The sequence below is a fragment of the Pseudomonas sp. NPDC088322 genome, assembly GCF_044740745.1.
GTDB lineage: Bacteria > Pseudomonadota > Gammaproteobacteria > Pseudomonadales > Pseudomonadaceae > Aquipseudomonas > Aquipseudomonas shirazensis.
Map to the genome: position 1 here is coordinate 358,827 of NZ_JBIURK010000005.1, position 22,829 is coordinate 381,655.

A 22,829-nucleotide genomic window follows, 5' to 3' on the forward strand; every position below is an offset into this window, starting at 1 on the left:
CGGTCGCTTGATGAAACTGCCATTGCGAATGGGGCGCCAAGCGCCCCGCGCACCTTACTCCTGTGCAGCCTCACGCTTGAGGCGAGCGCGGCGAGCAAAGATGTTGAGCATCTCGATCGCAGTCGAGAACGCCATCGCCGCATATACATAACCTTTAGGCACATGGGCACCGAAACCTTCGGCGATCAGGGTCATGCCGATCATGATCAGGAAGCCCAAGGCCAGCATCACGACGGTCGGGTTGTCGTTGATGAAGTTGGCAAGCGGATCGGCGGCCACCATCATCACGATAACAGCTGCCACGACAGCGATGATCATGATCGGCAAGTGCTCGGTCATGCCAACTGCGGTGATGATGCTGTCGACCGAGAACACGATATCCAGCAGCAGAATCTGGAAGATCGCTGCGGCGAAGCCCAGGGTCACGGTGGACGAGACCGTGGCCTCATGCTTGGCACCGTGCGGATCGACACTCTCGTGGATCTCTTTGGTTGCCTTCCACAGCAGGAACAGGCCACCGGCGATCAGGATCATGTCCTTCCAGGAGAAGGCATTGCCGAAGATCTCGATTACCGGATCTGTCAACTGAACGATCCAGGCCACGGTGCTGAGCAACGCCAGGCGCATGATCAACGCCATGCTGATACCAATCCGGCGCGCCTTGGAGCGGTACTCGACAGGCAGCTTGTTGGTCAGGATCGAGATGAAGATCAGGTTGTCGATACCGAGCACGACTTCCATTGCCACCAATGTGGCCAAAGCTACCCAGGCGGTCGGGCTTGCGGCGAGTTCCAGCAAATATTCCATGAATCAATCCTGTTTCTGGCTATGTTAGGGCTATGTTCGCAGCTGTGGGTCAGATGTCCTGGGTCTTGCCTTCGCCATCGGCTGGCTTGGCCGATTTCTCACCCTCGCCGCCAATGACGTCATTCAACGCTTGCTGAGCGGCTTCATTGGTCTTGTCGATGGCCTGCTTGGCAGACTGCGCCGCCTGATCGAGCACCTGCTGGGCAGATTTCTCAGCCTGATCGCACCCGGCCAGGCTGAACAGCGCCAGCGCAAGCACCAACGGGGTACCGATGGATTTCAGTTGTAGCATGGGATCCTCACTTGTCATGTCCGGGCAGCACGTGGCGCCTGATGAAAGGCATTCTAATGAAGCGGAAACATCCGGAAAATTCGTTTTTTTAGCGGCTATACTTCGTTTTTTACGAATCCGGAAACAACCATGCTCAATTACCGGCAGCTGCATTATTTTTGGGTAGTCGCACGCACCGGCAGTATTGCCCGCGCCAGTGAGCAGCTGAATCTGACGCCGCAAACCATCAGTGGGCAGATCAGCCTGTTCGAGCAGACCCATGGTCTGGAATTGTTCCAGCGCGTCGGGCGTCAGCTTGAGCTGACCGAGAGCGGCAGGCAGACGCTGGTCTACGCCGAACAGATGTTCCAGATCGGCAGCGAGCTCGAGACCATGCTGCGCGCCGGTCCGCAGGAGCAGATCCTGTTCCGCGTCGGCGTTGCCGATGTGGTCCCCAAGTCCATCGTTTATCGCTTGCTGGCGCCGACCATGGAGCTGGACGGCGCCCTGCGCATCAATTGCCGGGAGGACAAGCTCGAGCGGCTGCTGGCCGACCTGGCCATCCAGCGTCTGGACCTGGTGATTTCCGACAGCCCCATGCCCAGCCATCTGGATATCAAAGGCTACAGCCAGAAACTCGGCGAATGCGGCTTGAGCTTTTTTGCCACCCCAGCTCTGGCGGCAGAATACTCGGGTGCATTTCCGGCCTGTCTGAATGATGCTCCGTTGCTGATCCCAGGTCAGGAGACAGTGGTACGCAGCCGCTTACTGCGCTGGCTGTCCGAGCAGCAGGTGCAGCCGCGGATCGTCGGTGAGTTCGATGACAGTGCCTTGATGCAGGCCTTCGGTCAGTCCGGCAGCGGCATTTTCGTTGCGCCCAGCGTGATTGCCGATGAGGTGTGCCGCCAATATGCAGTGGTGCTGATCGGCCATACCGAGGCGGTCAACGAGTCGTTCTATGCGATCTCGGTAGAGCGCAAGGTCAAGCACCCGGGGATCGTCGCGATTACCGAGGGTGCGCGCAAAGAGTTGTTCCACTGGTAGGTAGCGGCCGGGAGCGCTGGTCTATGGTACAGTCGCGCCCGTCCAAATCCCTGAGATTCGCTGCACATGCTGCCTGTTCTTCGCCTGTTCACCCGCACCAGCCTGGTTACCCAGATCGTCATCGGCCTCATCGCCGGCATCGCCCTGGCCTTGCTCGCGCCTGCCGTGGCGCTGGACCTGGCGTTTCTCGGCAAGGTTTTCGTCAGTGCGCTCAAAGCGGTAGCGCCCGTGCTGGTGTTCGTGTTGGTGATGGCCTCGATCGCCAACCACAAGCACGGCCAGCAAACCCATATCCGGCCGATCCTGTGGCTGTACCTGCTGGGCACCTTTGGCGCAGCCGTGGTCGCCGTGATCGCCAGCATGCTGTTCCCCTCGACCCTGCTGCTCAGCGCCAGTGAGGCGTCGCTGAGCGCTCCGGGCGGTATCACCGAAGTGCTGCAGAACCTGCTGCTCAGCGCTGTCGATAATCCGGTAGCGGCGCTGCTCAATGCCAACTTCATCGGCGTACTGACCTGGGCCATCGGCCTGGGGATCGCCCTGCGCCATGCCAGCGAGGCCACCCGCACTGTAGTCGACGACCTGTCCAATGCGGTGACTTATATCGTGCGCGTGGTCATTCGTTTTGCGCCGCTGGGGATCTTCGGCCTGGTCGCAGCGACCCTGGCCCAGTCGGGGCTGAGCGCCCTGCTTGGCTACCTGCACCTGCTGGCGGTATTGATCGGCTGCATGCTGTTTGTCGCGCTGGTGATGAACCCGCTGATCGTGTTCTGGAAGATCCGCCGCAACCCCTACCCGCTGGTGCTGATGTGCCTGCGCGAGAGCGGCATCACGGCGTTCTTCACCCGCAGCTCGGCCGCCAACATCCCGGTCAACCTGGCACTGTCGGAAAAACTCGGCCTGCATGAAGATACTTACTCGGTCTCGATCCCGCTTGGCGCAACCATCAACATGGCCGGCGCGGCGATCACCATCACCGTGCTGACCCTGGCGGCCGTGCATACCTTGGGCATCAGTATCGATCTGCCCACTGCCGTGCTCCTCAGCGTAGTGGCTGCGGTGTGTGCCTGCGGCGCATCGGGCGTAGCCGGTGGTTCTCTGTTGCTGATCCCACTGGCGTGCAGCCTGTTCGGCATTCCCAGTGAAATCGCCATGCAGGTGGTCGCCGTCGGTTTCATCATCGGTGTGCTGCAGGACTCGGCTGAAACGGCGCTGAATTCTTCGACCGATGTGATCTTCACCGCCGCCGCCTGTGAGGCCCAGGAGCGACGCGCAGCCTGAGTGATAAGGCGGCGCCGCTGGCAATTGCTTAACGGCGCCGCTTTACCTAGGCTAGTGGCCTTTCCTCGCAACGAGACAGGGCCATGTCAGAACAACACAACGCCAGTGAAGGCCGCTTCAACAGCACCGAGATCCGCATCCTCGGATCGCTGATCGAAAAGCAGGCCACCAGCCCTGAAACCTACCCCCTGACCCTCAACGCGCTAGTGGTTGCCTGTAACCAGAAAACCAGCCGCGAACCGGTGATGAACCTCTCTCAGGGCCAGGTTGGCCAGGCGCTGCGGGCGCTCGAAGGGCGTGGTTTTACCAAACTGCAGATGGGCAGTCGCGCCGACCGCTGGGAGCAACGCGTCGACAAGGCGCTGGAACTGGTGCCCGCGCAGCTGGTGCTGATGGGTTTGATGTTTTTGCGCGGGCCGCAGACGATCAACGAGTTGTTGACCCGCAGCAACCGTTTGCATGAGTTCGAGGATGACCAACAGGTCCAGCATCAGCTCGAGCGCTTGATTTCACGTGAGCTAGCGGTTCACCTGCCGCGTCAGGCTGGCCAGCGGGAAGACCGCTATACCCACGCGCTGGGTGATCCGGCAGAGATCGAGGCTATTCTTGCGGCGCGCCAGCAAGGCGGCGCTGAACGCAATTCGGCCCCTAGCATCGCTGAAGAACGTATCAGCGCGCTGGAGGCACGAATTGCAGCACTGGAAGAACGCCTGGCCCTGCTGGAAGGCTGAACCCAGCCAGCGCAGCAGGCGTCTACGTCAGGCCGGCGCCGAGCTGCGGATCAGGTGATCGAAGGCGGACAGCGAGGCCTTGGCACCCTCGCCCACCGCAATCACGATCTGCTTGTACGGCACGGTGGTGACGTCCCCGGCAGCGAACACACCAGGGATGTTGGTCTGGCCCTTGGCGTCGACGATGATCTCGCCACGCGGCGACAGCTCGACCGTGCCTTTGAGCCAATCGGTGTTGGGCAGCAGGCCGATCTGTACAAAGATCCCTTCCAGCGCGATGTCATGCAGCTCATCGCTGTTGCGGTCCTTGTAACGAAGGCCGTTGACCTTTTCGCCATCCCCCAACACTTCGGTGGTCAGCGCACTGGTGATCACCTTGACGTTGGCCAGGCTGTGCAGTTTGCGCTGCAACACCGCATCGGCACGCAGCTGGCTGTCGAACTCGATCAATGTCACCTGAGCGACGATACCGGCGAGGTCGATGGCCGCTTCCACACCTGAGTTGCCGCCACCGATCACCGCCACGCGCTTGCCCTTGAACAGCGGGCCATCGCAGTGCGGGCAGTAGGCAACACCACGGGCGCGGTACTGCTGCTCGCCAGGCACGTTCATCTCGCGCCAGCGTGCACCGGTGGCAAGGATCACGGTCTTGGCCTTCAGCGAAGCGCCGCTGGCCAGCCGCACTTCGTGCAGGCCGCCAGCAGCAGCCGGGATCAATGCCTCACCGCGCTGCAGGTTCATGATGTCGACGTCGTACTGTTTGACGTGCTCTTCCAGCGCCGAGGCCAGTTTTGGCCCTTCGGTTTCCTGCACCGAGATGAAGTTCTCGATCGCCATGGTGTCGAGCACCTGGCCGCCGAAACGCTCGGCGGCAACGCCGGTACGGATGCCTTTGCGCGCAGCATAGATTGCAGCTGCGGCGCCGGCGGGGCCACCGCCCACCACCAGCACATCGAAAGCGTCTTTGGCGTTGATCTTCTCGGCCTGGCGTGTGCCAGAGCTGGTGTCGATCTTGCCAAGAATCTCTTCCAGGCCCATGCGGCCCTGGCCAAACACTTCGCCGTTGAGGTAGATGCTCGGCACGGCCATGACCTTGCGTGCTTCAACCTCGTCCTGGAACAACGCACCGTCGATGGCCACGTGTTTCACATTCGGGTTGAGCACCGCCATCAGGTTCAACGCCTGGACTACGTCCGGGCAGTTCTGGCACGACAGCGAGAAGTAGGTTTCAAAAGTGAAGTCGCCTTGCAGCGCCTGGATCTGCTCGATCACTTCTGCACTGGCCTTGGACGGATGGCCGCCGACTTGCAGCAGTGCCAGCACCAGTGAGGTAAATTCGTGGCCCATGGGGATGCCTGCAAAGCGCAGGCTGATATCAGCACCCGGGCGGTTCAGCGAGAACGAGGGCCGGCGCGTGTCGCTGCCGTCCTTATTCAAGGTAATCAGGTCCGACAGGCCGGCAATTTCCACCAGCAGGTCGTGCATTTCACGGGACTTCGCACCGTCGTCGAGGGAGGCTACGATCTCGATCGGCTGGGTGACCCGCTCCAGGTAGGTTTTCAGTTGCGATTTAAGCGTGGCGTCCAACATACGGGCGATTCCTTGAGCAATCAGGGTAAACAAAAACGCCCAGGCAAAAGTGCCCGGGCGTTTGGCGGGGCGGTGATGACTTCAGCTATGGCGGCTGTTCACCGCCCGCGACTGGCGCACGATCTTAGATCTTGCCAACCAGGTCCAGCGAAGGGGCCAGGGTGGCTTCGCCTTCTTTCCACTTGGCCGGGCAGACTTCGCCTGGGTGAGCGGCAACGTACTGGGCAGCTTTGACCTTGCGCAGCAGCTCGCTGGCGTCGCGGCCTACACCACCGTCGTTGATTTCGACGATCTTGATCTGGCCTTCTGGGTTGATCACGAAGGTACCGCGATCAGCCATGCCAGCTTCTTCGATCAGCACGTCGAAGTTGCGCGAGATGACGTGGGTCGGGTCACCGATCAGCGGGTACTTGATCTTGCCGATGGTTTCCGAGGTGTCATGCCAGGCTTTGTGGGTGAAGTGGGTGTCGGTCGACACACCGTAGATTTCCACGCCCAGCTTCTGGAACTCGGCGTAGTTGTCGGCCAGGTCGCCCAGTTCGGTCGGGCAGACGAAGGTGAAGTCAGCTGGGTAGAAGAACACGACAGCCCACTTGCCTTTCAGGTCGGCTTCGCTGACCTGAACGAATTCGCCGTTGTGGAAGGCAGTAGCGTTGAACGGTTTGACCTGGCTGTTGATGATAGGCATGAGAGAAGCTCCGTCATGGGATTAAGAAGTGGTTGACGGGGAGAATACTAACCACCTGAACCGGCGATGGCTCATTGGCAAAGCTCATGCTGCTGATTGGTTTTGGCTATAAGCAGCTTATTCCGATAGATCTTTTCATCCCTAGGAAAGCAGCACAGTGGCACGCGCCCTAGCCACTCCGGGCCGAACGCTCTGCGCAATCTGCACATACGCCGCACGCAGGCCTATCCGCACAAAGTCGTCCCCAGGTCGCACTCTGGCCAAGTTATGCCGAGTGGTGCCCAACTGCAGCAAGCCGCCATCACTGCGCATCAGACGCACCACCCGGCCCGTAGCACTTGATTCGCCGGCAAGTTGCAGGTGATCAGTTGCGCCACCACCGCTGGCATCTTCGAGCTGCGCTAGCACCTGCACTGACCGTCGTTTTGTGCTCGGCTGGCAGCGCAACCTCAACTCGAGGTCGACCGCCGCCGACTGGCTGCCAAGGGCACGGAAACCGCCCCAGGACTGCACGCTGAGGTTGACCTGAGTGTGCCGGCTTGACCCCTCCAGATGGCAGGTCGGCCCCTGACCCCACCAGCAGGATCAGCGCATTGCCGTGCGCATGGTTACAAACTCTTCGGCCGCTGTAGGGTGCACGCCAATAGTGTCGTCGAATTGCGCCTTGGTCGCGCCTGCCTTGAGCGCAATACCCAGGCCTTGAATGATCTCTCCCGCGTCTGGCCCGACCATGTGACAACCCAGCACTTTGTCGGTATCGGCGTCCACCACCAACTTCATCAGGGTCTTCTCCTGAATCTCGGTGAGGGTCAGCTTCATTGCTCGGAAGCGGCTTTCGAAAATTTGCACCTTGTGACCCGCCTCAATGGCCTGTTCCTCGGTCAGGCCAACCGTACCAATCGGCGGTTGACTGAACACCGCGGTGGGGATGTTCCGGTAATCCACCGGTCGGTACTGCTCCGGTTTGAACAGACGCCGCGCAACGGCCATGCCTTCAGCCAGCGCCACAGGGGTGAGCTGGACTCGACCGATGACATCACCAATTGCCAGAATAGAAGGCTCTGTCGTCTGGTACTGATCATCGACACGCACGAAGCCACGCTCGTCGAGTTCCACACCCGTGTGTTCCAGGCCAAGGTTGTCCAGCATCGGCCGGCGGCCTGTCGCGTAGAACACGCAGTCGGTGAGCAGCTCACGGCCATCTTTGAGGGTGGCCTTGAGGCTGCCATCTGCCTGCTGATCGATCCGTTGAATGTCGCTATTGAACTGCAGGTCAACGCCGCGCTTGTCCAATTCGTCCTTGAGATGAGTGCGCACCGAGCCGTCGAAGCCGCGCAGGAACAAGTCGCCGCGATAAAGCAGGCTGGTGGCGCTGCCAAGCCCTTGGAAAATGCCGGCAAACTCGACCGCGATGTAGCCGCCGCCGACAACCAGAATGCGCTTGGGCAGCTGCTTGAGGAAGAACGCCTCGTTGGATGTGATCGCCAGCTCTTTGCCAGGGATGTCCGGCACCTGCGGCCAACCGCCGGTAGCGATGAGGATATGCTTGGCTGAGTAGCGCTGACCGTCTATTTCGACTTCATTGGCGCCCGTCAGTCGCGCATGGCCTTCAAGCAAGGTCACCCCACTGTTGACCAGCAAGTTGCGGTAAATGCCATTGAGCCGCTCGATTTCGCGATTCTTGTTGGCAATCAGCGTGCCCCAGTCGAAGTGCCCCTCTTCCAGCGTCCAGCCGAAGCCGGCAGCCTGCTCCATTTCGTCAGCGACGTGGGCGGCATACACCATCAGCTTTTTCGGCACGCAGCCCACATTGACACAGGTACCGCCCAGGTAGCGGCTCTCGGCCACAGCGACCCTGGCGCCAAAACCCGCCGCGAATCGCGCGGCACGCACACCGCCGGAACCGGCACCAATCACGAACAGATCAAAATCGTAAGTCACAATCCAGACTCCACAAAAAAGCCACCCAAGAGGGTGGCTGTTTTTCATACGGGCTGCAAGCCTGCAGGCTTAGTAAGCCTTGCCAGCCTTGTAGAAGTTCTCGAAGCAGAAGTTGGTCGCCTCGATGTAGCCTTCGGCGCCACCGCAGTCAAAGCGCTTGCCCTTGAACTTGTAGGCGATCACACAGCCTTCCTGCGCCTGCTTCATCAGCGCGTCGGTGATCTGAATCTCGCCGCCTTTGCCTGGCTCGGTTTCACGGATCTTCTGGAAGATGTCCGGGGTCAGGATGTAGCGGCCGATGATGGCCAGGTTCGACGGGGCATCTTCCGGTGCTGGTTTCTCGACCATGCTGTTAACACGGTAGATGTCGTCACGGATCATCTCGCCAGAGATAACGCCGTACTTGTTGGTTTCCTGCGGATCGACTTCCTGAATGGCAACGATCGAGCAGCGGAACTGGTTGTACAGCTTGACCATCTGCTGCAACACGCCGTCGCCGTCGAGGTTGACACACAGGTCGTCCGCCAGCACGACCGCAAACGGCTCGTCGCCGATCAGCGGTTGGCCGGTCAGGATGGCATGGCCCAGGCCTTTCATTTCGGTCTGACGGGTGTACGAGAACGAGCACTCGTCGAGCAGACGGCGAATACCGACCAGGTATTTTTCCTTGTCGGTGCCTTTGATCTGGTTTTCCAGCTCATAGCTGATGTCAAAGTGGTCTTCAAGCGCGCGCTTGCCACGACCGGTCACGATGGAGATCTCGCTCAGGCCGGCATCCAGTGCCTCCTCGACGCCATACTGGATCAGTGGCTTGTTTACCACTGGCAGCATTTCCTTGGGCATGGCCTTGGTAGCTGGCAGGAAGCGGGTGCCATAGCCGGCTGCCGGGAACAAGCATTTCTTGATCATATACGTCCTTAACAAGGGCTTAGCGTACGAAATTCGGCGCAGTCTAATCAGGCGGCGCGCACCTTACAATGCCCAGCCTGAAGCGACCGCTGCCATGATAGAGATACCCCAGTGTAGTTAGTTCCAACGGATCGCAAATATTCAGCCTGTTGCCGGCAGGTTTGCCCCGCTGACAGCGGGCTCTGGTAACCCTGAACCCGCTTCGAAGCGCGTCATTTTCACGCCAGTGCATACGCAAAAAGACGCGCATCAGAAGTGTCTACCGCAAGCGTTACCGGGTTATCCCCTGCCCGATCAGCATGCCTTCGACCTTTTGCCCATACAGGTTGACGCCGTCATTGGCATGAAACTTCAATCGGGTTTTTTCGACTGAGCCTTCCACCAGGCGCGGGTCCTGCGGCCGTTCGTGGCGATTGATCCATGCAGCGACATCCCATGCCTGCTGATCACTGAGACTGCCGGGCTTGCCAAGTGGCATGTTGTACTTGATGAACGACGCCGCCGTATTGATCCGGTGCATGCCAGCGCCCCAGTTGTAGGAGTCCTTGCCCCATAGCGGTGGCATCACGTATTCACCTGCCACCTGCTGGCCTTCGCCTTGATCGCCGTGGCAGATCGCACATTGCTCGCGATACACCTGCTTGCCGCGTTTGAAGTCATACCCACCCTTGGGCTGAGGCACTTCGGGATAACCACGCCCAGGTGTCTCGACCGCGGTCGGCGCATTGGTCGACAGCCAGTATGAGTAAACGCTGAGTGCGGTCATCTGCGGGCTATCCGCCGCAGGCGGCTTGCCGTTCATGCTGAACTGGAAGCAGCCCTGGATGCGTTCGGCGAAGGTGTTGACCTTGTCATTTTTCTTGCGATATGCCGGGTACATCGGATAAGCGCCCCACAGCGGCGCAGAAAACGCCATACGGCCCTGATCAAGGTGGCAGTTGCTGCAGTTCATGCCGTTGCCCACAGCCTCGGGCATCAGCCGGCGGGTATCGACAAACAAGGCATGGCCCTCGCGGACCATCTGGCCAAAGGCGTTGTCCGGGATCTGGGTTTCAGCGGGCGGCGCGAACTGCACTGCAGCCTGCGTGCCGGGCACCTTGAGCTGGGATTGATCTTCCATGGCAATCGGCGTGGCAGCCTGGGCGCTACCCATGGCCAACAACAGGGTGGCAATGATCGGCTTCATGGCTTGACCTCCTGGGCCAGTGGATGGGCGAAGAACTCGGCAACTGCCGTGATCTCGGCATCGGTCATGGCCTTGGCCACGCCGACCATCAACTGATTGGGGTCATTGCTACGGCTGCCGTCGCGCCAGGCATTGAGCTGCGCCACCAGGTACGCCGCAGGCTGCCCCGCCAGTGGCGGGAAGTGCTCACCGACACCGCTGCCGCCTGGCCCGTGGCACTGCACACAACCCGGGATTTGCCGGCCCCAGTCGCCGTACAGGGCCAAGCGCGACACCGGGTCGGTGGCAATCTGCTGGCGACGCAGATCAGGTGCCGGGTCACTCGGCAGGCTGGCCAGGTACTCGCTGACGGCTTTGGCTTCCTGCGCGCTCAAGGCGTTGGCCAGCGGCTCCATTACCGGCTGCTTGCGGCCGCCACTGCGAAAGTCCTGCAGCTGCTTGTTCAGATACCCGGCCGACAAGCCGGCCAGCCGCGGAAACCCTGCAGCGGCGATGCCCTTGGCATCGGGACCATGACAGCCCAGGCAGGCCATCGCAGCGGGGTTGGCCCCACCCTGGGTGAAGATTTTCTGGCCTTCGGCGGCATGCGCCGCGGGCCAGGCCAGGATCAGCGCAGTGCTGATCGCAAAACGACTCAACGGATTCATCACGGGACGCTCCATTTCCTTGTTATAAGCTTAGGCTTAAAAGGTATAAGCACAAAAATAGTAGGCTTATCCTCCGGCAGGCAACAACGCCTACCGGACAAGAACATGACAATTGGCCCGCTAAATGGCCGTTTAGCTGAGCTGGATCAAGATCCGGAGATGCATTTGGTCGTGGCTGCGCGCACATCACCCAAGCGCAGCGGGAAGTTGTTCAGCCGCTCGCGCAGCTTGATGCTGCTGCCGCTACCACGCTTGTCGATGTCAATCAACGCAGCAGGACCCGCACCCGCGGTCAGCTTCTGCGGCACGATCAAACGCAGGCCGTCGCCGCGCTTTTCCTGCACCAGTGCGTCGCGGCTACTCGCCAACTCGGCCTTGATACAGTCGGCGTACACCTGAGGCGCCTTGCCAGACATCACATCCATGGTTTCTCGCGATTGCTCCAGCTCAGCGACACTTACACAGCCGCCCAGAGTCAAGGTCATCGCCGCCACCGCCCACTTCATTGGAATACCTCTGCCTGCTTTAAAGAATGTGTATGACAACAACCGGGCGGGTTTGCTCCCTGCTTTGGCGGATTTATCCCTACCCCGGCCATCAGGGGCGGGAGTGTACCGCTACATCGTGATATCTTGCGCATTTGCACGAATAAACTTTGCGGAGCATCACATGAAATTCGTACACCAGCGCGAGCACCTCAACGAGGACGACATTGTCGTGATCGAGTGCTCCCAGCGCTGCAACATTCGCCTGATGAACGACGCCAATTTCCGCAGTTTCAAGAATGGCGGGCGTCACACCTACCATGGCGGCGCGTTCGACCAGTTCCCGGCGAAGATCGTCGTGCCCAGCACCGGTTTTTGGAACATCACCCTCGACACGACCACGCCCCGGCCGATCTCGGTCACGCGCAAGCCAACCTTCACGCACAAGATCAAAATCGTGCGTCGCTCGTCGTCGCAACTGAGATAAGCCCGCCATGACCCAGAACATCAAGTACGTGATCAAATACAAGCTCGATGGCGAGCAACGCTTCGACTTCGCCGTGATGCCGGACAACTCCGAAGAGCAGGCGCGCCTGGCGCTGCAACAGATCCATGGCGATGACGTCGCCAAGATCAGCGACATCAAAGTCAGCAAGGCCCTGTAAACCTGGCCCTGGCTGGGCGCCGAGTTGAAACAGAGTTGACAGGAGTGCACATGAGCAACTGGCCAGACCGCCGTATCCTAGATCTGCTCGGCATCGATGTGCCGATCCTGCAAGCACCGATGGCCGGAGCCACCGGCTCACCCATGGCCATCGCTGTGGGCACGGCTGGTGGCCTGGCCGCTCTGCCCTGCGCCATGCTCAGCCTGGATCAGGTGCGCAGTGAAGTGGCAGCGTTCCGCGCCGCCTGCGCAGGGCCTTTGAACCTGAACTTCTTCTGCCATCAACCGCCGCCCGCTGATGCAGCCCGCGCACTGCGCTGGAAGCAGGCCCTGCAGCCGTATTATCAGGAGCTGGGCGCTGATTTCGCCGCGCCGACGCCGGTATCCAACCGTGCGCCATTCGATGAGCACAGCTGCCAACTGGTTGAAGAACTGCGCCCGCAGGTGGTCAGCTTTCACTTCGGCCTGCCCACTGCCAGCCTGCTGCAGCGGGTCAAGGCCACCGGCGCCAAAGTGCTGTCGAGTGCGACCACGGTGCAGGAGGCGCTCTGGCTGGAACAGCACGGTTGCGATGCGATCATCGCCATGGGCTATGAAGCCGGCGGCCATCGCGGCATGTTCCTCAGCGATGACATCACCAGCCAGATCGGCACCTTCGCCTTGATCCCGCAAATTGTCGACGCAGTGCGACTGCCGGTGATCGGCGCCGGTGGCATTGCCGATCACCGCGGCCTGGTGGCCGCACTGGCTCTTGGCGCCTCGGCGGTGCAGATCGGCACTGCCTACCTGTTCTGCCCGGAGGCGAAGGTATCTGCAGCCCACCGCCAGGCGCTGGATACCGCCCCCGCCAGTGACACAGCGCTGACCAACCTGTTCACCGGGCGGCCCGCGCGTGGCATCAACAACCGTATCATGCGCGAACTTGGCCCGATGAGCGATCTGGCCCCCGCCTTCCCCCTGGCAGGCGGCGCGTTGATGCCGCTGCGGGCGATCAGCGATAGCGCGGGCAGCAGTGACTTCAGCAATCTATGGGCCGGCCAGGCTTTGCGCCTTGGCCGACACCTGCCTGCGACAGAGCTGACCAGAGACATTGCCGAGCGCGCGCTGGAGCAATTAGGGCGCTGATTCGATACCGCGATTATGGCCCTTCCCGTAGAGCCGACTCTCGCTATATAGTCCCGTATATAACGATAACCTGCTCCCGGAGAGTTGCTTCATGCGTATGCGTTTGTCCTACCTGGCTGCGACGGCGGCCACCCTGCTCGTCTGCACCAATGCCTTAGCTGATGAAGTTCAAGTTGCCGTCGCAGCCAACTTCACCGCGCCGATCCAGGCGATTGCCAAAGACTTCGAGAAGGACACCGGGCACAAGCTTGTGGCCTCCTTCGGCGCGACGGGCCAGTTCTATGCGCAGATCAACAACGGCGCACCTTTCGAAGTATTCCTGGCGGCCGATGACAGCACTCCGGCCAAGCTTGAGCAAGAAAAGCAGACCGTTGCAGGCTCGCGCTTCACCTACGCCATCGGCACCTTGGCACTCTGGTCTGCCAAGCCAGGCTACGTCGACGCGCAAGGCGAAGTGCTGAAAAAAAATGACTACAAGCACCTGTCAATCGCCAACCCCAAGACCGCTCCCTACGGCCTGGCAGCGACTCAGGTGCTGGCTAAGCTGAACCTGACTGAAGCCACCAAAGGCAAGCTCGTCGAAGGCCAGAACATCACCCAGGCGTTCCAGTTCGTTTCCACCGGCAACGCTGAGCTGGGCTTTGTCGCCCTGTCGCAGATCTACAAAGATGGCAAAGTCGAAAACGGCTCGGCCTGGATCGTCCCGTCCAGCCTGCATGACCCGATCCGCCAGGATGCGGTAATCCTCAACAAGGGCAAGGACAACCCCGCTGCCAAGGCGTTTATCGACTACCTCAGAGGCCCCAAGGCCACAGCCGTGATCAAATCCTATGGTTATGAGATCTGATGCCGCTTGATGCTGCAGACTTCGGAGCGATCTGGCTGACCTTCAAACTGGCCAGCCTGACTACTCTGATTCTGCTCGTCATAGGCACACCGATTGCCTGGTGGCTGGCGCGGACCCGCTCGTGGTTGCGCGGCCCGGTCGGCGCGGTGGTCGCTCTGCCATTGGTGCTGCCGCCGACGGTGATCGGCTTTTACCTGCTGATCGCCCTCGGCCCGCACGGCTGGCTGGGCCAAGCCACTCAGGCACTTGGCCTGGGCAGCGTGGTATTCAGCTTCGCCGGCCTGGTAATTGGTTCGGTGGTGTACTCCATGCCGTTTGTGGTGCAACCCCTGCAAAACGCCTTCAGCGCGATTGGATCAAGGCCTTTGGAAGTCGCTGCCACGCTGCGTGCAAGCCCTTGGGACACTTTCATTCATGTCGTGCTGCCGCTGGCTCGCCCTGGGTTCGTCACCGCCAGCATCCTTGGCTTTGCCCACACCGTTGGCGAGTTCGGTGTGGTGTTGATGATCGGCGGCAATATCCCTGACAAGACCCGCGTGGTGTCGGTGCAGATCTTCGACCATGTCGAGTCGATGGCCTACGCACAAGCACACTGGCTGGCCGCAGCCATGCTGGTGTTCTCGTTCCTGGTGTTGCTCCTGCTGTACGCGGGGCGCCGTGGCAAGCCCGGCTGGAGTTGAGATGAGTGCTTCAATACTGGCGCGGCTGACCCTGGCGCGCGACGATTTCACCCTGGATGTCGACCTGCAACTGCCAGGTTCAGGCATCAGCGCCTTGTTCGGCCATTCCGGGTCGGGCAAGACATCGTGCCTGCGTTGCCTGGCGGGTCTGGAGCGTGCGTCGAGCGCCTACATCGAGGTCAACGGTGAAGTGTGGCAAGACAGTGCCAGCGGGTTTTTCCTCCCCCCACATCGGCGCCCGATCGGCTATGTATTCCAGGAAGCCAGCCTGTTTCCCCACCTGTCAGTGCGCGCCAACCTGGAGTTCGGCTGGCGCCGGGTGCCGGCGGCACAACGCAAGGTCAGCCTTGAACAGGCGTGTGCACTACTGGGCATCGGTCATTTGCTTGAGCGCCGTCCAGCCACCTTGTCTGGCGGCGAAGCGCAGCGGGTCGGCATCGCTCGCGCCCTCCTCAGCAGCCCGCGCTTGCTGCTGCTGGACGAGCCCCTGGCAGCGCTGGATGGACCACGCAAACGCGAGATTCTGCCGTATCTGGAGCACCTGCATGAAGAGCTGCAGATTCCACTGGTCTACGTCAGCCATGCCCAGGATGAAGTGGCGCGACTAGCCGACTACCTGGTGTTGCTGGCGCAGGGCAAGGTGCTTGCAAGCGGCCCCATCAGCGAGACACTGGCGCGGCTGGACCTGCCGTTGGCTCAGGGCGACGATGCCGGCGTGGTGCTGGAAGGGCTGGTGGTCGGCCATGATCCGCACTATCAATTGTTCGACCTGCGCTTGCCCGGCAATGATGCCCAACCGCTGCGTATCGCCCATCCTTCGCTGCAAGTTGGCAGCACGCACCGGCTGAAGATCCAGGCCCGCGATGTCAGCCTGGCCTTGGCGGCAGACAGCCAGTCGAGCATTCTCAACCGCTTGCCCGTGCGCGTGCGTGAGCTGCGCGCCGCCGATAACCCGGCCCATCTACTGGTCAGTCTGGATGCGGCCGGCACCACGCTGTTGGCGCGCATCACCCGTTACTCCGCCGACCAGCTCGGCGTGCACCCGGGCCAGGCGCTATGGGCGCAAATCAAATCGGTCGCTGTTTTACTCTGAGCATCCACGCCAACGGCGTTGTCCATTGAGCAGACACCTGGTCGCTGGATACCGCCCCATGCTCGATTGCCCGCTGCCCCGTTCCCTGCACTATGTCGACGACAGCCAGCCTGGCCTGAGCCGACGCCGATGGCGTGACCGCTTTATCTACCTGGACGCGGACGGTGAACGGGTGCGCGATGAGGCGACGCTTGCGCGCATCGCGGCGCTGGTCATCCCACCGGCCTACACCGACGTGTGGATCTGCGCCGACCCGCAGGGCCATCTGCAAGCCACCGGCCGCGACGCTCGCGGACGCAAACAATATCGCTATCACGCGCAATGGCGCGAAGTGCGCGATCAGCATAAATACGGACGCATGCTGGCCTTTGCTCAGGTGCTGCCCAAATTGCGCAAGCAGCTCGACGCCCACCTGCGCAGCCCAGGGCTGGGCCGGGAAAAGGTCATGGCGCTGGTGGTCAGCCTGCTCGACTCGACCCTGATCCGCGTCGGCAATCGCCAGTACATGCGCGACAACAACTCCTATGGATTGACCACCCTCAACTCCGATCATGTCGAGGTCAAGGGCAGTACCATTCGCTTCCAGTTCAGGGGCAAGCGAGGCGTGGAGCACAACGTTACCTTGCGCGACCGGCGGCTGGCCGGCTTGGTCAAACGCTGCATGGAGCTGCCTGGGCAGACGTTATTCCAGTATCTGGATGACAACGGTGAGCGGCACAGCATCGGCTCGAGCGATATCAACCTGTTTCTGCAACAGCTGACCGGCGCTGACTTTACCGCCAAGGACTACCGCACCTGGGCCGGCAGCAGCCTGGCCCTGCATCTGTTACGGCCATTGGCCTGGGAGCCGGAAACCGAAGCCAAGCGCCAGGTCACGGCGATTGTGCGTCAGGTTGCCGCACGCTTGGGCAACACGCCGGCAGTGTGCCGACGCTGCTACATCCACCCGGCAGTGCTTGAGCACTTCCAGCTGGGGCGCCTCGGTGCTCTGCCGCGAGCCCGCATTCGCCAGGGGCTTGAGCCCGAAGAAGTGACCTTGATGCACTTTTTGCGGGCGCTGCAGGAGTCCGATTGAGCGGGTCTATATGCGCTATCAAGCAGAGAAATTTCCAATCTGCGCGTAAGCCCCCTATTCTTGCCCCCGAGCACCTCCGCCGGGGCACTTCAACCCGCAAAACCGGCACCTGCAGCTAGAGACATGAAACAGATTTTATTTACGGGGGAATTACTATCCTCCGAAAGCGTCTTTAATGAGAAGGAAGAGGGACACGCTCCCGCCGCAGCGGTAACTGACCGCACGGTTTTCGTTATTACCCAAGGAGAACTACATGCTGATACTCACCCGCAAGGTCGGCGAAAGCATCGTCATCGACGATAATATCAAAGTGACCATTCTGGGCGTCAAAGGGATGCAAGTGAGGATCGGCATCGATGCGCCAAAAGATGTTCAGGTTCATCGCGAGGAGATTTTCAAACGCATCCAGGCAGGCAGCCCCGCACCGGAAAAGCCCCACGACGAGCAACACTGAAACCTGCATCGCTTGAAGCCGCACGGATGCGCTTGACCGATCGGCCCGCCGATGCGGGATCTTGCCAGGCCCTCAGCCGCCCAGCAGCTCCCGCACTTTGGCTACCATTTCATTGGCATGAAATGGTTTCTGAAATACTGCACCGAACAAATTGCAATCCGCTTGCGCGGCTTGCGCGCCGCTCATCAAGATCAGCGGTAAATGTGCCAGCGCAGGATCCTCTCGAATCGCCTTGGCCAATTCCTGGCCATTCTTCTTCGGCATCATGTAATCGGTAATCACCAGATCAATAGGCTTCTGGCGTAGCAGATCCAACGCCTTTTCGCCATTGTTGGCCTTTTCCACCAGAAAACCCTCGTCCTCCAGGGCATAACCCAGGATCTCGGCAATCAGGTATTCGTCATCGACGATCAAAATGGTCTTCATCGCTGGACTGTCAGCCGCCCTCCGACTGAGTAGGCGTGCCGCTAAGCACTGCGCTGGCACCTTCGAAAGCCTTGCGCACAACCACCCCATTCGGTCCCATGCACAGCTCATGGAGCGCAGGGTCGTAGTCACTGTCGCGCACCTTGAGCAGTGACAGCATGCGCCGCAGCCGGCTATCGAGTTCGACGAATCGGGTCAGGATCAGGTTATCGACGATGCTCGACAGGTCGGGTGACGGCGCACTGACTTCGGCACCAAACAGATCACGCATTTCCCAGGTCATCAACATCGTCACATCGCGGGCACGCAGCTCGCCGATCAGGGCGCGGAAGAAGCCATTGATGCGTGCCGGATCGAATGCCAGCCGGCTGAATGCACCGAGGCTGTCGATCACCACGCGCTTGGCACCGAGGCTATCAACCTGTTTCAGCAAGCGCGCACCGACCTGATCGAGCAGGCCCTCGGTGGTTGGCTGCCAGCTCAACAGCAAAGCCCCTGAGCGCTCCAGCTCAGCGAAGTCGTAACCAAAGGCACTGGCCTTCTGGCGCAATCGGGTAGGCGATTCGTAGAAGCCAAAATGCACCGCCGGCTGCACAGGTGACGCAGCCGCTACGAATGCCAGGCCCAGAGAGGTTTTGCCGATCCCCGAAGGCCCCATTACCAATGTGGTCGAGCCGATACTGACGCCACCGCCAAGCATGTCGTCCAGCGCTTGCGAGCCGGTGCTGATAGATTCCATTGTCTCCGAGCCAGATTGGCTGGGATGACTGTAGAGCGCCTCCAGACGCGGGAACACCGTCAGCCCGGCGCTATCGATCTGGCACTCGTGCAAGCCAGACAACGCAGCGCTGCCGCGGGTCTTGCGCAGCTGAATAGTACGCACGGCACGGCTGCCAACCAACGTCTCGCCCAAGTCGATGACGCCATCGACCATGGTGTGCTCTGGGCTGCCCTCCTGCAGACGCGAACTGGTCAACAGCAGCACAGTGCAGCCCGCGAAGGCGGCATGCCCTTGCAGCTCGGAGATGAATTTTTTGGTGTCGAGCGTGGTTTCGGCACGTATGCGGGCATTGAGCAGGCCATCGACGATCAGCAGGCTGGCCTGCTGCCGGCCAATTTCCTGACGCATCAGCCGCACCACGGCATCCAGGCCCTCCTGTTCGAGGGTGTCGAACGCGCTGACAAACTGGATCTGATCGCCTACCAGCGCCGGGTCGAAGAACTCCAGCGTCGACAGGCACTGGAACAACCGCTCATGGGATTCGCTAAGCAAAGTGGCCACCAGCACCCGCCCGCCATTGCGCACGTGGCCAAACGCCAACTGGTTGGCGAGAATGGTCTTGCCGGCCCCGGGCGGGCCTTGAACGACGTAGGACGCGCCAGCGACCAGGCCGCCACGCAGTAAAGCATCCAGCCCTTCGATACCTGTCTCGACTCGCTTGAGTACTTCAACCATGGCCGCTGCCTGTCGGGTTCGCGTTAAGGGGGGCTCAGCACCGCCGGCAGGTACAGGCACATACTGGTGCCCTCCCCGACCTTGCTGGACACACAGATGGCACCATTGCTCTGCTTGGCAAACCCATACACCTGGCTAAGACCCAGCCCGGTGCCCTTGCCAAACGGCTTGGTGGTGAAAAACGGCTCAAAGATACGCGGCAGCACATGCGCCTCGATACCCACGCCGGAGTCTTGCACATTAAACCGCACGAACGGCCCGTGCAGGCCCTCGACCTCACCGGCCAGTTGCACGCAATCGACCTCGAGGCGAATCCGCCCCGCACCTTCGATCGCATCGCGCGCATTGAACAGCAGATTGAGCAGAACCATCTGCAATTGGCCAGGGTCGGCCTGGATCAACGGCAGCTCTGCCGCCAGCTGCTGCTCGAATTCGATGCTGCCGGGTAGCGCGTGCTCGATCAAACCACGGGTCGAGTCAATCAGCGCGAGCGGAGCAATGCTCGCCGAACTCAACTGGCGATGGCGGGCAAAACTGAGCAGTTGCTGAGTCAGTTGAGTGCCGCGCTGCCCTGCATCGATGATGTGTTCCAGCAGGCGCTGAACCCGCTGCGGATCCTGGCTGTTGCTGGCCATCCGCGCCGAGCTGAGGATAATCGTCAGCAGGTTGTTGAAGTCATGCGCCAGCCCGCCGGTCAACTGCCCCAGGGCTTCGAGCTTTTGCGCCTGGAACAACTGCGCGCGTACCGCGTCGAGCTGCAGCGCAGACTCGCGCCGGTCGGTGATATCGCGCGTAACCTTGGCCAAGCCGATGATCTGGCCCTGCTCATCACGCACCACGTCCAACGCGGCCAAGGCCCAGAATTGCGTGCCGTCCTGACGCACGCGCCAGCCTTCATCCTGGGCGACGCCATTGTCCAAGGCCTTGCGCAGGATCTGCTCAGGGCGATTCTGGGCACAATCTTCCGGCGTAAAAAACACGGAGAAATGCTGGCCGATGATCTCGGCGGCCTTGTAGCCCTTGATACGCTCTGCACCCGCATTCCACGACACTACGTGGCCAGAGGGATCAAGCATATAGATAGCGTAATCAACCACCGACAGAACGAGCTGCTCATAGCGGTTGGCGGTCATTTCGGATTGGTCCGGGTGGTCGGTTGAAACCATGAAAACTCCACAGGCACCACAGGCTGAGGCATAAACATAATGTTGAGTCTACTCGCCCTTTGCAGGCTAAGCGAAGCTCTTGACGAGTAGCCAGCTGACGGAGCCGCTTCAGGCTGGTGATTTCGCTCGCAGTGAGCAGCATGGTCGCCTGAAAAGTCGCGAACAGTGGCTTAATGACACTATCGTGTCGATCGTCTGGACTGCAGGCTTCATCGATCAACCAGAAATTCCTGCATGGAGGGTGTTTTGTTGACGCATCTATAACGATGGGTTATAAAGCGCGCTTGATTGCAGAGCACCTGTTTAACGACGTGCCGGTCGCACAGACCCTTTCAAGCGTGCGAGTGTGGTGGAATTGGTATACACAGCAGACTTAAAATCTGCCGGCGTGAGCCTTGCGGGTTCGAGTCCCGCCACTCGCACCACTTATTGCGTAAAGGGCGCCCCATGGGGCGCCTTTTTTTTGCGCGCAAGAATTGCTCGCAACTCCTGCTACAGTGAAATCATCCAACTTCACTGGTACCCCGCCATGCGCTATACCCTGTTCGCCGGTCAACGCGATGCCATCATCCTGCTCGCACGCATCCTGCTGATGATCCTGTTCGTGCTCTCGGGCTGGAGCAAACTGACAGGCTTTGAAGGCACCGTCAGCTACTTCACCTCGATAGGTGCACCTGCGCCGACACTGGCAGCAGCCATTGCAGTGATCATGGAGTTCTTCGTCGCAATCGTGCTGATTCTCGGCTTCTACACGCGACCATTGGCGATGCTGTTCGCGCTGTTCGTGGTCGGCACCGCGTTGATCGGCCACCCGTTCTGGAACATGGTCGAGCCTGCGCGCAGCGCCAACATGACGCAGTTCTTCAAGAACATGAGCATTGTCGGTGGTCTGCTGCTGCTCGCCGTGACGGGCGCTGGCAGGTTCTCGCTGGATCGGCGCTGAGTGCGTGCCCTCGGCTTGATCTGCGTGCTGGCGTGAGTCAGTCGTCTACGTCATCGTGCCAGGCAGGATGGTCGTATTCGTCGTCGCTGTCATCGAGGGTGCTCTCATCGAGCGTGCTTTCGTCATCCTCGACCTCATCCAGCAAACCCTGGGCATCGGCCTCGGGCGCAAAGTCTTCATAGAGGAATTCGTGATCAAGCAGATGATCGTGTTCGGGTTCGTGGAGGTCGTGTGCGTCGCTCATGCCAGGCTCCTTGAATAGCTCGCCTGTATAAAGTGATCATCGGTGCAGGTCAACGGCTGAACTGTTAATCCCGACTTAACCAGGGCATTGCACCCTGCCTGAGCTCCCTTCAAGAATCCTTGCCTGCCTTACGGCGGGCTTTTTTTTGCCTGCAGATTACCTGAATGATCTTGCTACATCGTCTTCACGTTTTACTGACAAGCCCGGCCAGATACTACACAGGCTCCGTACGATCTTTAGACCCGCCCACCGTTGGCGGGTTTTCTTTGCCTGTGATTCGGCAATCGCGCAACTCGGCATCCAGCCAGCGCAGCGCAAACGCGCACGCGCCGAAGGACACCTGTTACAGCAGACTCACGGCGTCTTGGCAGCCTGAGCCTTGGTCCAGTGCACCTTGGGCGCGGCAGGGTTGAAACCGCTGACGCCTCTTGGCACTTCCTTGATCTCGCCGCCCTTGGACAAGAACTGCTCAATTTGCTCATTCAAGCGCAGTTGAGCGTGATGGGTCGCAGACTGGGACATGCTGATACCTCACTGATGAGCCACCCAGAGAGAGGACTCGCCCGCCACTATACACCGCAAAGCACGTAAGCAGGACTTTAAAGCCAGATAAAGAGAGATCCCTGCCAAATTTGCGCAGATATCAGCAAGATTACCAAGCGTAAAACCTCGCGCTCTTGCCTCGGTTGTGGTGGCCTCGAATATGAGTGAAGCTTGGCAAAACTCACGGAGAGAGGATGTACCCATGCCGTTTTCAGCGGACGAACGCGCAGCCCTGCTGGCGCTCAAGGGCGTAGGCCCGACGGTTATCAGCAGGCTTGAGCAGATGGGCATCGAGTCACTGCAGATGTTGGGCGATTCGAGCGTCGACGACATTCTGGCGCAGGCTTCGGCAGCGCTGGGGTCAACTTGCTGGAAGAACAGCCCACAGGCGCGAGCGGCGATAACGGCGGCAGTGATGCTTGGCAAGCAGTCGAGCGTTAGCCTGTCACTGCGCTAGCGCGCTCATCTATCAAACCCACAGCATATGGACTGCCAAACCTGCACCGGCGCAAGCGAATAGAACCTGGATCACTGTT

The 22,829-nt window shown here is 60.4% G+C and carries 28 protein-coding genes and 1 tRNA gene; 14 read left to right on the plus strand and 15 right to left on the minus strand.

The annotated features are described in order from the left end of the window. Nucleotides 1–54: 54 nt before the first annotated feature. The gene (locus ACIOAU_RS15325; RefSeq protein ID WP_101320657.1) at nucleotides 55–807 is read right to left on the minus strand and encodes a TerC family protein; all 753 of its coding nucleotides are present in this window, start codon (nucleotides 805–807) and stop codon (nucleotides 55–57) included. Nucleotides 808–856: 49 nt separating this feature from the next. Then, nucleotides 857–1,099 (minus strand): hypothetical protein, encoded by a 243-nt coding sequence (locus tag ACIOAU_RS15330; RefSeq protein ID WP_150568843.1) that lies wholly within the window; start codon nucleotides 1,097–1,099, stop codon nucleotides 857–859. Between the two features lie 129 nt (nucleotides 1,100–1,228). Here ACIOAU_RS15330 and nhaR point away from each other — a divergent pair, with 129 nt between their 5' ends. The 3 genes from nhaR (at nucleotide 1,229) to ACIOAU_RS15345 (ending at nucleotide 4,131) form a co-directional block, all read left to right on the plus strand. Then, on the plus strand, nucleotides 1,229–2,122 hold the full coding sequence (gene nhaR, locus ACIOAU_RS15335) for a transcriptional activator NhaR (RefSeq protein WP_101320661.1): 894 nt from the start codon (nucleotides 1,229–1,231) through the stop codon (nucleotides 2,120–2,122). A 66-nt stretch (nucleotides 2,123–2,188) separates the two neighbouring features. Beyond that, nucleotides 2,189–3,400 (plus strand): serine/threonine transporter SstT, encoded by a 1,212-nt coding sequence (gene sstT / locus ACIOAU_RS15340; RefSeq protein WP_101320663.1) that lies wholly within the window; start codon nucleotides 2,189–2,191, stop codon nucleotides 3,398–3,400. Between the two features lie 83 nt (nucleotides 3,401–3,483). Then, nucleotides 3,484–4,131 carry a YceH family protein gene (locus ACIOAU_RS15345; RefSeq protein ID WP_150571751.1) on the plus strand — a complete coding sequence of 216 codons (648 nt, stop codon included), beginning with the start codon at nucleotides 3,484–3,486 and terminating at the stop codon, nucleotides 4,129–4,131. 27 nt (nucleotides 4,132–4,158) lie between these two features. Here the strand turns inward: ACIOAU_RS15345 and ahpF are convergent, their stop codons facing one another. The 8 genes from ahpF to ACIOAU_RS15385 form a co-directional block, all read right to left on the minus strand. Then, nucleotides 4,159–5,721: an alkyl hydroperoxide reductase subunit F gene (ahpF, locus tag ACIOAU_RS15350; RefSeq protein WP_150571750.1), complete on the minus strand. Its 1,563-nt coding sequence runs from the start codon at nucleotides 5,719–5,721 to the stop codon at nucleotides 4,159–4,161. Between the two features lie 124 nt (nucleotides 5,722–5,845). Then, complete coding sequence (gene ahpC / locus ACIOAU_RS15355) at nucleotides 5,846–6,409, minus strand: alkyl hydroperoxide reductase subunit C (RefSeq protein WP_101320669.1); 564 nt, start codon at nucleotides 6,407–6,409, stop codon at nucleotides 5,846–5,848. 141 nt (nucleotides 6,410–6,550) lie between these two features. Further along, a complete protein-coding gene (locus ACIOAU_RS15360; RefSeq protein ID WP_401183353.1) occupies nucleotides 6,551–6,961 on the minus strand; it encodes a fimbrial protein in 411 nt (136 codons plus the stop codon). A 33-nt stretch (nucleotides 6,962–6,994) separates the two neighbouring features. Continuing rightward, the gene (gene gorA / locus ACIOAU_RS15365) at nucleotides 6,995–8,350 is read right to left on the minus strand and encodes a glutathione-disulfide reductase (protein WP_150571749.1); all 1,356 of its coding nucleotides are present in this window, start codon (nucleotides 8,348–8,350) and stop codon (nucleotides 6,995–6,997) included. A 69-nt stretch (nucleotides 8,351–8,419) separates the two neighbouring features. Beyond that, the gene (gene galU, locus ACIOAU_RS15370; RefSeq protein ID WP_101320675.1) at nucleotides 8,420–9,259 is read right to left on the minus strand and encodes a UTP--glucose-1-phosphate uridylyltransferase GalU; all 840 of its coding nucleotides are present in this window, start codon (nucleotides 9,257–9,259) and stop codon (nucleotides 8,420–8,422) included. 271 nt (nucleotides 9,260–9,530) lie between these two features. Then, nucleotides 9,531–10,445 (minus strand): c-type cytochrome, encoded by a 915-nt coding sequence (locus ACIOAU_RS15375; protein WP_101320677.1) that lies wholly within the window; start codon nucleotides 10,443–10,445, stop codon nucleotides 9,531–9,533. Then, nucleotides 10,442–11,092, minus strand: a complete 651-nt coding sequence (locus ACIOAU_RS15380) for a c-type cytochrome (protein ID WP_401182983.1) — start codon at nucleotides 11,090–11,092, stop codon at nucleotides 10,442–10,444. The genes ACIOAU_RS15375 and ACIOAU_RS15380 overlap by 4 nt, the downstream gene beginning before the upstream one ends. A gap of 146 nt (nucleotides 11,093–11,238) precedes the next feature. Continuing rightward, nucleotides 11,239–11,598 (minus strand): hypothetical protein, encoded by a 360-nt coding sequence (locus ACIOAU_RS15385; RefSeq protein WP_101320681.1) that lies wholly within the window; start codon nucleotides 11,596–11,598, stop codon nucleotides 11,239–11,241. Between the two features lie 163 nt (nucleotides 11,599–11,761). Here ACIOAU_RS15385 and ACIOAU_RS15390 point away from each other — a divergent pair, with 163 nt between their 5' ends. The 8 genes from ACIOAU_RS15390 to csrA all read left to right on the plus strand — a co-directional run bounded on the left by ACIOAU_RS15390 (nucleotide 11,762) and on the right by csrA (nucleotide 17,515). Continuing rightward, a complete protein-coding gene (locus tag ACIOAU_RS15390) occupies nucleotides 11,762–12,064 on the plus strand; it encodes a DUF1883 domain-containing protein (protein ID WP_101320683.1) in 303 nt (100 codons plus the stop codon). 7 nt (nucleotides 12,065–12,071) lie between these two features. Beyond that, the gene (locus ACIOAU_RS15395; RefSeq protein WP_178080774.1) at nucleotides 12,072–12,242 is read left to right on the plus strand and encodes a hypothetical protein; all 171 of its coding nucleotides are present in this window, start codon (nucleotides 12,072–12,074) and stop codon (nucleotides 12,240–12,242) included. Nucleotides 12,243–12,292: 50 nt separating this feature from the next. Continuing rightward, nucleotides 12,293–13,366, plus strand: a complete 1,074-nt coding sequence (locus ACIOAU_RS15400) for a nitronate monooxygenase family protein (protein ID WP_101320685.1) — start codon at nucleotides 12,293–12,295, stop codon at nucleotides 13,364–13,366. Nucleotides 13,367–13,457: 91 nt separating this feature from the next. Continuing rightward, nucleotides 13,458–14,213 carry a molybdate ABC transporter substrate-binding protein gene (modA, locus tag ACIOAU_RS15405; protein ID WP_401182988.1) on the plus strand — a complete coding sequence of 252 codons (756 nt, stop codon included), beginning with the start codon at nucleotides 13,458–13,460 and terminating at the stop codon, nucleotides 14,211–14,213. Next, nucleotides 14,213–14,893: a molybdate ABC transporter permease subunit gene (gene modB / locus ACIOAU_RS15410; protein ID WP_401182991.1), complete on the plus strand. Its 681-nt coding sequence runs from the start codon at nucleotides 14,213–14,215 to the stop codon at nucleotides 14,891–14,893. The genes modA and modB overlap by 1 nt, the downstream gene beginning before the upstream one ends. A gap of 1 nt (nucleotide 14,894) precedes the next feature. Beyond that, complete coding sequence (gene modC / locus ACIOAU_RS15415) at nucleotides 14,895–15,986, plus strand: molybdenum ABC transporter ATP-binding protein (RefSeq protein WP_401182994.1); 1,092 nt, start codon at nucleotides 14,895–14,897, stop codon at nucleotides 15,984–15,986. A gap of 58 nt (nucleotides 15,987–16,044) precedes the next feature. Beyond that, complete coding sequence (locus ACIOAU_RS15420) at nucleotides 16,045–17,061, plus strand: DNA topoisomerase IB (RefSeq protein WP_150571745.1); 1,017 nt, start codon at nucleotides 16,045–16,047, stop codon at nucleotides 17,059–17,061. A 253-nt stretch (nucleotides 17,062–17,314) separates the two neighbouring features. Beyond that, on the plus strand, nucleotides 17,315–17,515 hold the full coding sequence (gene csrA, locus ACIOAU_RS15425) for a carbon storage regulator CsrA (protein WP_101320695.1): 201 nt from the start codon (nucleotides 17,315–17,317) through the stop codon (nucleotides 17,513–17,515). 72 nt (nucleotides 17,516–17,587) lie between these two features. On the opposite strand, the gene ACIOAU_RS15430 is transcribed toward csrA, so the two are convergent. Genes ACIOAU_RS15430 through ACIOAU_RS15440 form a run of 3 tightly spaced genes read right to left on the minus strand, consistent with a single transcriptional unit; the run spans nucleotide 17,588 to nucleotide 20,563 of the window. Continuing rightward, complete coding sequence (locus ACIOAU_RS15430) at nucleotides 17,588–17,941, minus strand: response regulator (RefSeq protein ID WP_101320697.1); 354 nt, start codon at nucleotides 17,939–17,941, stop codon at nucleotides 17,588–17,590. 10 nt (nucleotides 17,942–17,951) lie between these two features. Beyond that, entirely contained in the window at nucleotides 17,952–19,397 is a 1,446-nt protein-coding gene (locus ACIOAU_RS15435) for an ATPase domain-containing protein (RefSeq protein ID WP_150568832.1), read from the minus strand. Between the two features lie 23 nt (nucleotides 19,398–19,420). After that, nucleotides 19,421–20,563 carry a nitrogen regulation protein NR(II) gene (locus tag ACIOAU_RS15440; RefSeq protein ID WP_259072925.1) on the minus strand — a complete coding sequence of 381 codons (1,143 nt, stop codon included), beginning with the start codon at nucleotides 20,561–20,563 and terminating at the stop codon, nucleotides 19,421–19,423. A 340-nt stretch (nucleotides 20,564–20,903) separates the two neighbouring features. On the opposite strand from ACIOAU_RS15440, the gene ACIOAU_RS15445 reads away from it, so the two are divergent. Both ACIOAU_RS15445 and ACIOAU_RS15450 read left to right on the plus strand, forming a co-directional pair. Beyond that, nucleotides 20,904–20,988, plus strand: a tRNA-Leu gene (locus tag ACIOAU_RS15445). Between the two features lie 104 nt (nucleotides 20,989–21,092). Then, nucleotides 21,093–21,506: a DoxX family protein gene (locus tag ACIOAU_RS15450; protein ID WP_401182999.1), complete on the plus strand. Its 414-nt coding sequence runs from the start codon at nucleotides 21,093–21,095 to the stop codon at nucleotides 21,504–21,506. Between the two features lie 37 nt (nucleotides 21,507–21,543). On the opposite strand, the gene ACIOAU_RS15455 is transcribed toward ACIOAU_RS15450, so the two are convergent. Together ACIOAU_RS15455 and ACIOAU_RS15460 are read right to left on the minus strand one after the other, a co-directional pair. Beyond that, nucleotides 21,544–21,750, minus strand: coding sequence for a hypothetical protein (locus tag ACIOAU_RS15455; RefSeq protein ID WP_401183002.1), 207 nt, complete (start codon nucleotides 21,748–21,750; stop codon nucleotides 21,544–21,546). A 354-nt stretch (nucleotides 21,751–22,104) separates the two neighbouring features. Further along, on the minus strand, nucleotides 22,105–22,272 hold the full coding sequence (locus ACIOAU_RS15460; RefSeq protein WP_178080775.1) for a hypothetical protein: 168 nt from the start codon (nucleotides 22,270–22,272) through the stop codon (nucleotides 22,105–22,107). A gap of 223 nt (nucleotides 22,273–22,495) precedes the next feature. Here ACIOAU_RS15460 and ACIOAU_RS15465 point away from each other — a divergent pair, with 223 nt between their 5' ends. Continuing rightward, nucleotides 22,496–22,750, plus strand: coding sequence for a Pathogenicity locus (locus ACIOAU_RS15465; RefSeq protein ID WP_101320707.1), 255 nt, complete (start codon nucleotides 22,496–22,498; stop codon nucleotides 22,748–22,750). The last annotated feature ends 79 nt before the right edge of the window (nucleotides 22,751–22,829 follow it).

Coding starts and splice junctions, on each gene's coding strand:
- ACIOAU_RS15325 (WP_101320657.1), bottom strand. CDS start 807: ATGGAATATTTGCTGGAACTCGCCGCAAGCCCGACCGCCTGGGTAGCT.
- ACIOAU_RS15330 (WP_150568843.1), bottom strand. CDS start 1,099: ATGCTACAACTGAAATCCATCGGTACCCCGTTGGTGCTTGCGCTGGCG.
- nhaR (WP_101320661.1), top strand. CDS start 1,229: ATGCTCAATTACCGGCAGCTGCATTATTTTTGGGTAGTCGCACGCACC.
- sstT (WP_101320663.1), top strand. CDS start 2,189: ATGCTGCCTGTTCTTCGCCTGTTCACCCGCACCAGCCTGGTTACCCAG.
- ACIOAU_RS15345 (WP_150571751.1), top strand. CDS start 3,484: ATGTCAGAACAACACAACGCCAGTGAAGGCCGCTTCAACAGCACCGAG.
- ahpF (WP_150571750.1), bottom strand. CDS start 5,721: ATGTTGGACGCCACGCTTAAATCGCAACTGAAAACCTACCTGGAGCGG.
- ahpC (WP_101320669.1), bottom strand. CDS start 6,409: ATGCCTATCATCAACAGCCAGGTCAAACCGTTCAACGCTACTGCCTTC.
- galU (WP_101320675.1), bottom strand. CDS start 9,259: ATGATCAAGAAATGCTTGTTCCCGGCAGCCGGCTATGGCACCCGCTTC.
- ACIOAU_RS15375 (WP_101320677.1), bottom strand. CDS start 10,445: ATGAAGCCGATCATTGCCACCCTGTTGTTGGCCATGGGTAGCGCCCAG.
- ACIOAU_RS15380 (WP_401182983.1), bottom strand. CDS start 11,092: ATGAATCCGTTGAGTCGTTTTGCGATCAGCACTGCGCTGATCCTGGCC.
- ACIOAU_RS15385 (WP_101320681.1), bottom strand. CDS start 11,598: ATGAAGTGGGCGGTGGCGGCGATGACCTTGACTCTGGGCGGCTGTGTA.
- ACIOAU_RS15390 (WP_101320683.1), top strand. CDS start 11,762: ATGAAATTCGTACACCAGCGCGAGCACCTCAACGAGGACGACATTGTC.
- ACIOAU_RS15395 (WP_178080774.1), top strand. CDS start 12,072: ATGACCCAGAACATCAAGTACGTGATCAAATACAAGCTCGATGGCGAG.
- ACIOAU_RS15400 (WP_101320685.1), top strand. CDS start 12,293: ATGAGCAACTGGCCAGACCGCCGTATCCTAGATCTGCTCGGCATCGAT.
- modA (WP_401182988.1), top strand. CDS start 13,458: ATGCGTATGCGTTTGTCCTACCTGGCTGCGACGGCGGCCACCCTGCTC.
- modB (WP_401182991.1), top strand. CDS start 14,213: ATGCCGCTTGATGCTGCAGACTTCGGAGCGATCTGGCTGACCTTCAAA.
- modC (WP_401182994.1), top strand. CDS start 14,895: ATGAGTGCTTCAATACTGGCGCGGCTGACCCTGGCGCGCGACGATTTC.
- ACIOAU_RS15420 (WP_150571745.1), top strand. CDS start 16,045: ATGCTCGATTGCCCGCTGCCCCGTTCCCTGCACTATGTCGACGACAGC.
- csrA (WP_101320695.1), top strand. CDS start 17,315: ATGCTGATACTCACCCGCAAGGTCGGCGAAAGCATCGTCATCGACGAT.
- ACIOAU_RS15430 (WP_101320697.1), bottom strand. CDS start 17,941: ATGAAGACCATTTTGATCGTCGATGACGAATACCTGATTGCCGAGATC.
- ACIOAU_RS15435 (WP_150568832.1), bottom strand. CDS start 19,397: ATGGTTGAAGTACTCAAGCGAGTCGAGACAGGTATCGAAGGGCTGGAT.
- ACIOAU_RS15440 (WP_259072925.1), bottom strand. CDS start 20,563: ATGGTTTCAACCGACCACCCGGACCAATCCGAAATGACCGCCAACCGC.
- ACIOAU_RS15450 (WP_401182999.1), top strand. CDS start 21,093: ATGCGCTATACCCTGTTCGCCGGTCAACGCGATGCCATCATCCTGCTC.
- ACIOAU_RS15455 (WP_401183002.1), bottom strand. CDS start 21,750: ATGAGCGACGCACACGACCTCCACGAACCCGAACACGATCATCTGCTT.
- ACIOAU_RS15460 (WP_178080775.1), bottom strand. CDS start 22,272: ATGTCCCAGTCTGCGACCCATCACGCTCAACTGCGCTTGAATGAGCAA.
- ACIOAU_RS15465 (WP_101320707.1), top strand. CDS start 22,496: ATGCCGTTTTCAGCGGACGAACGCGCAGCCCTGCTGGCGCTCAAGGGC.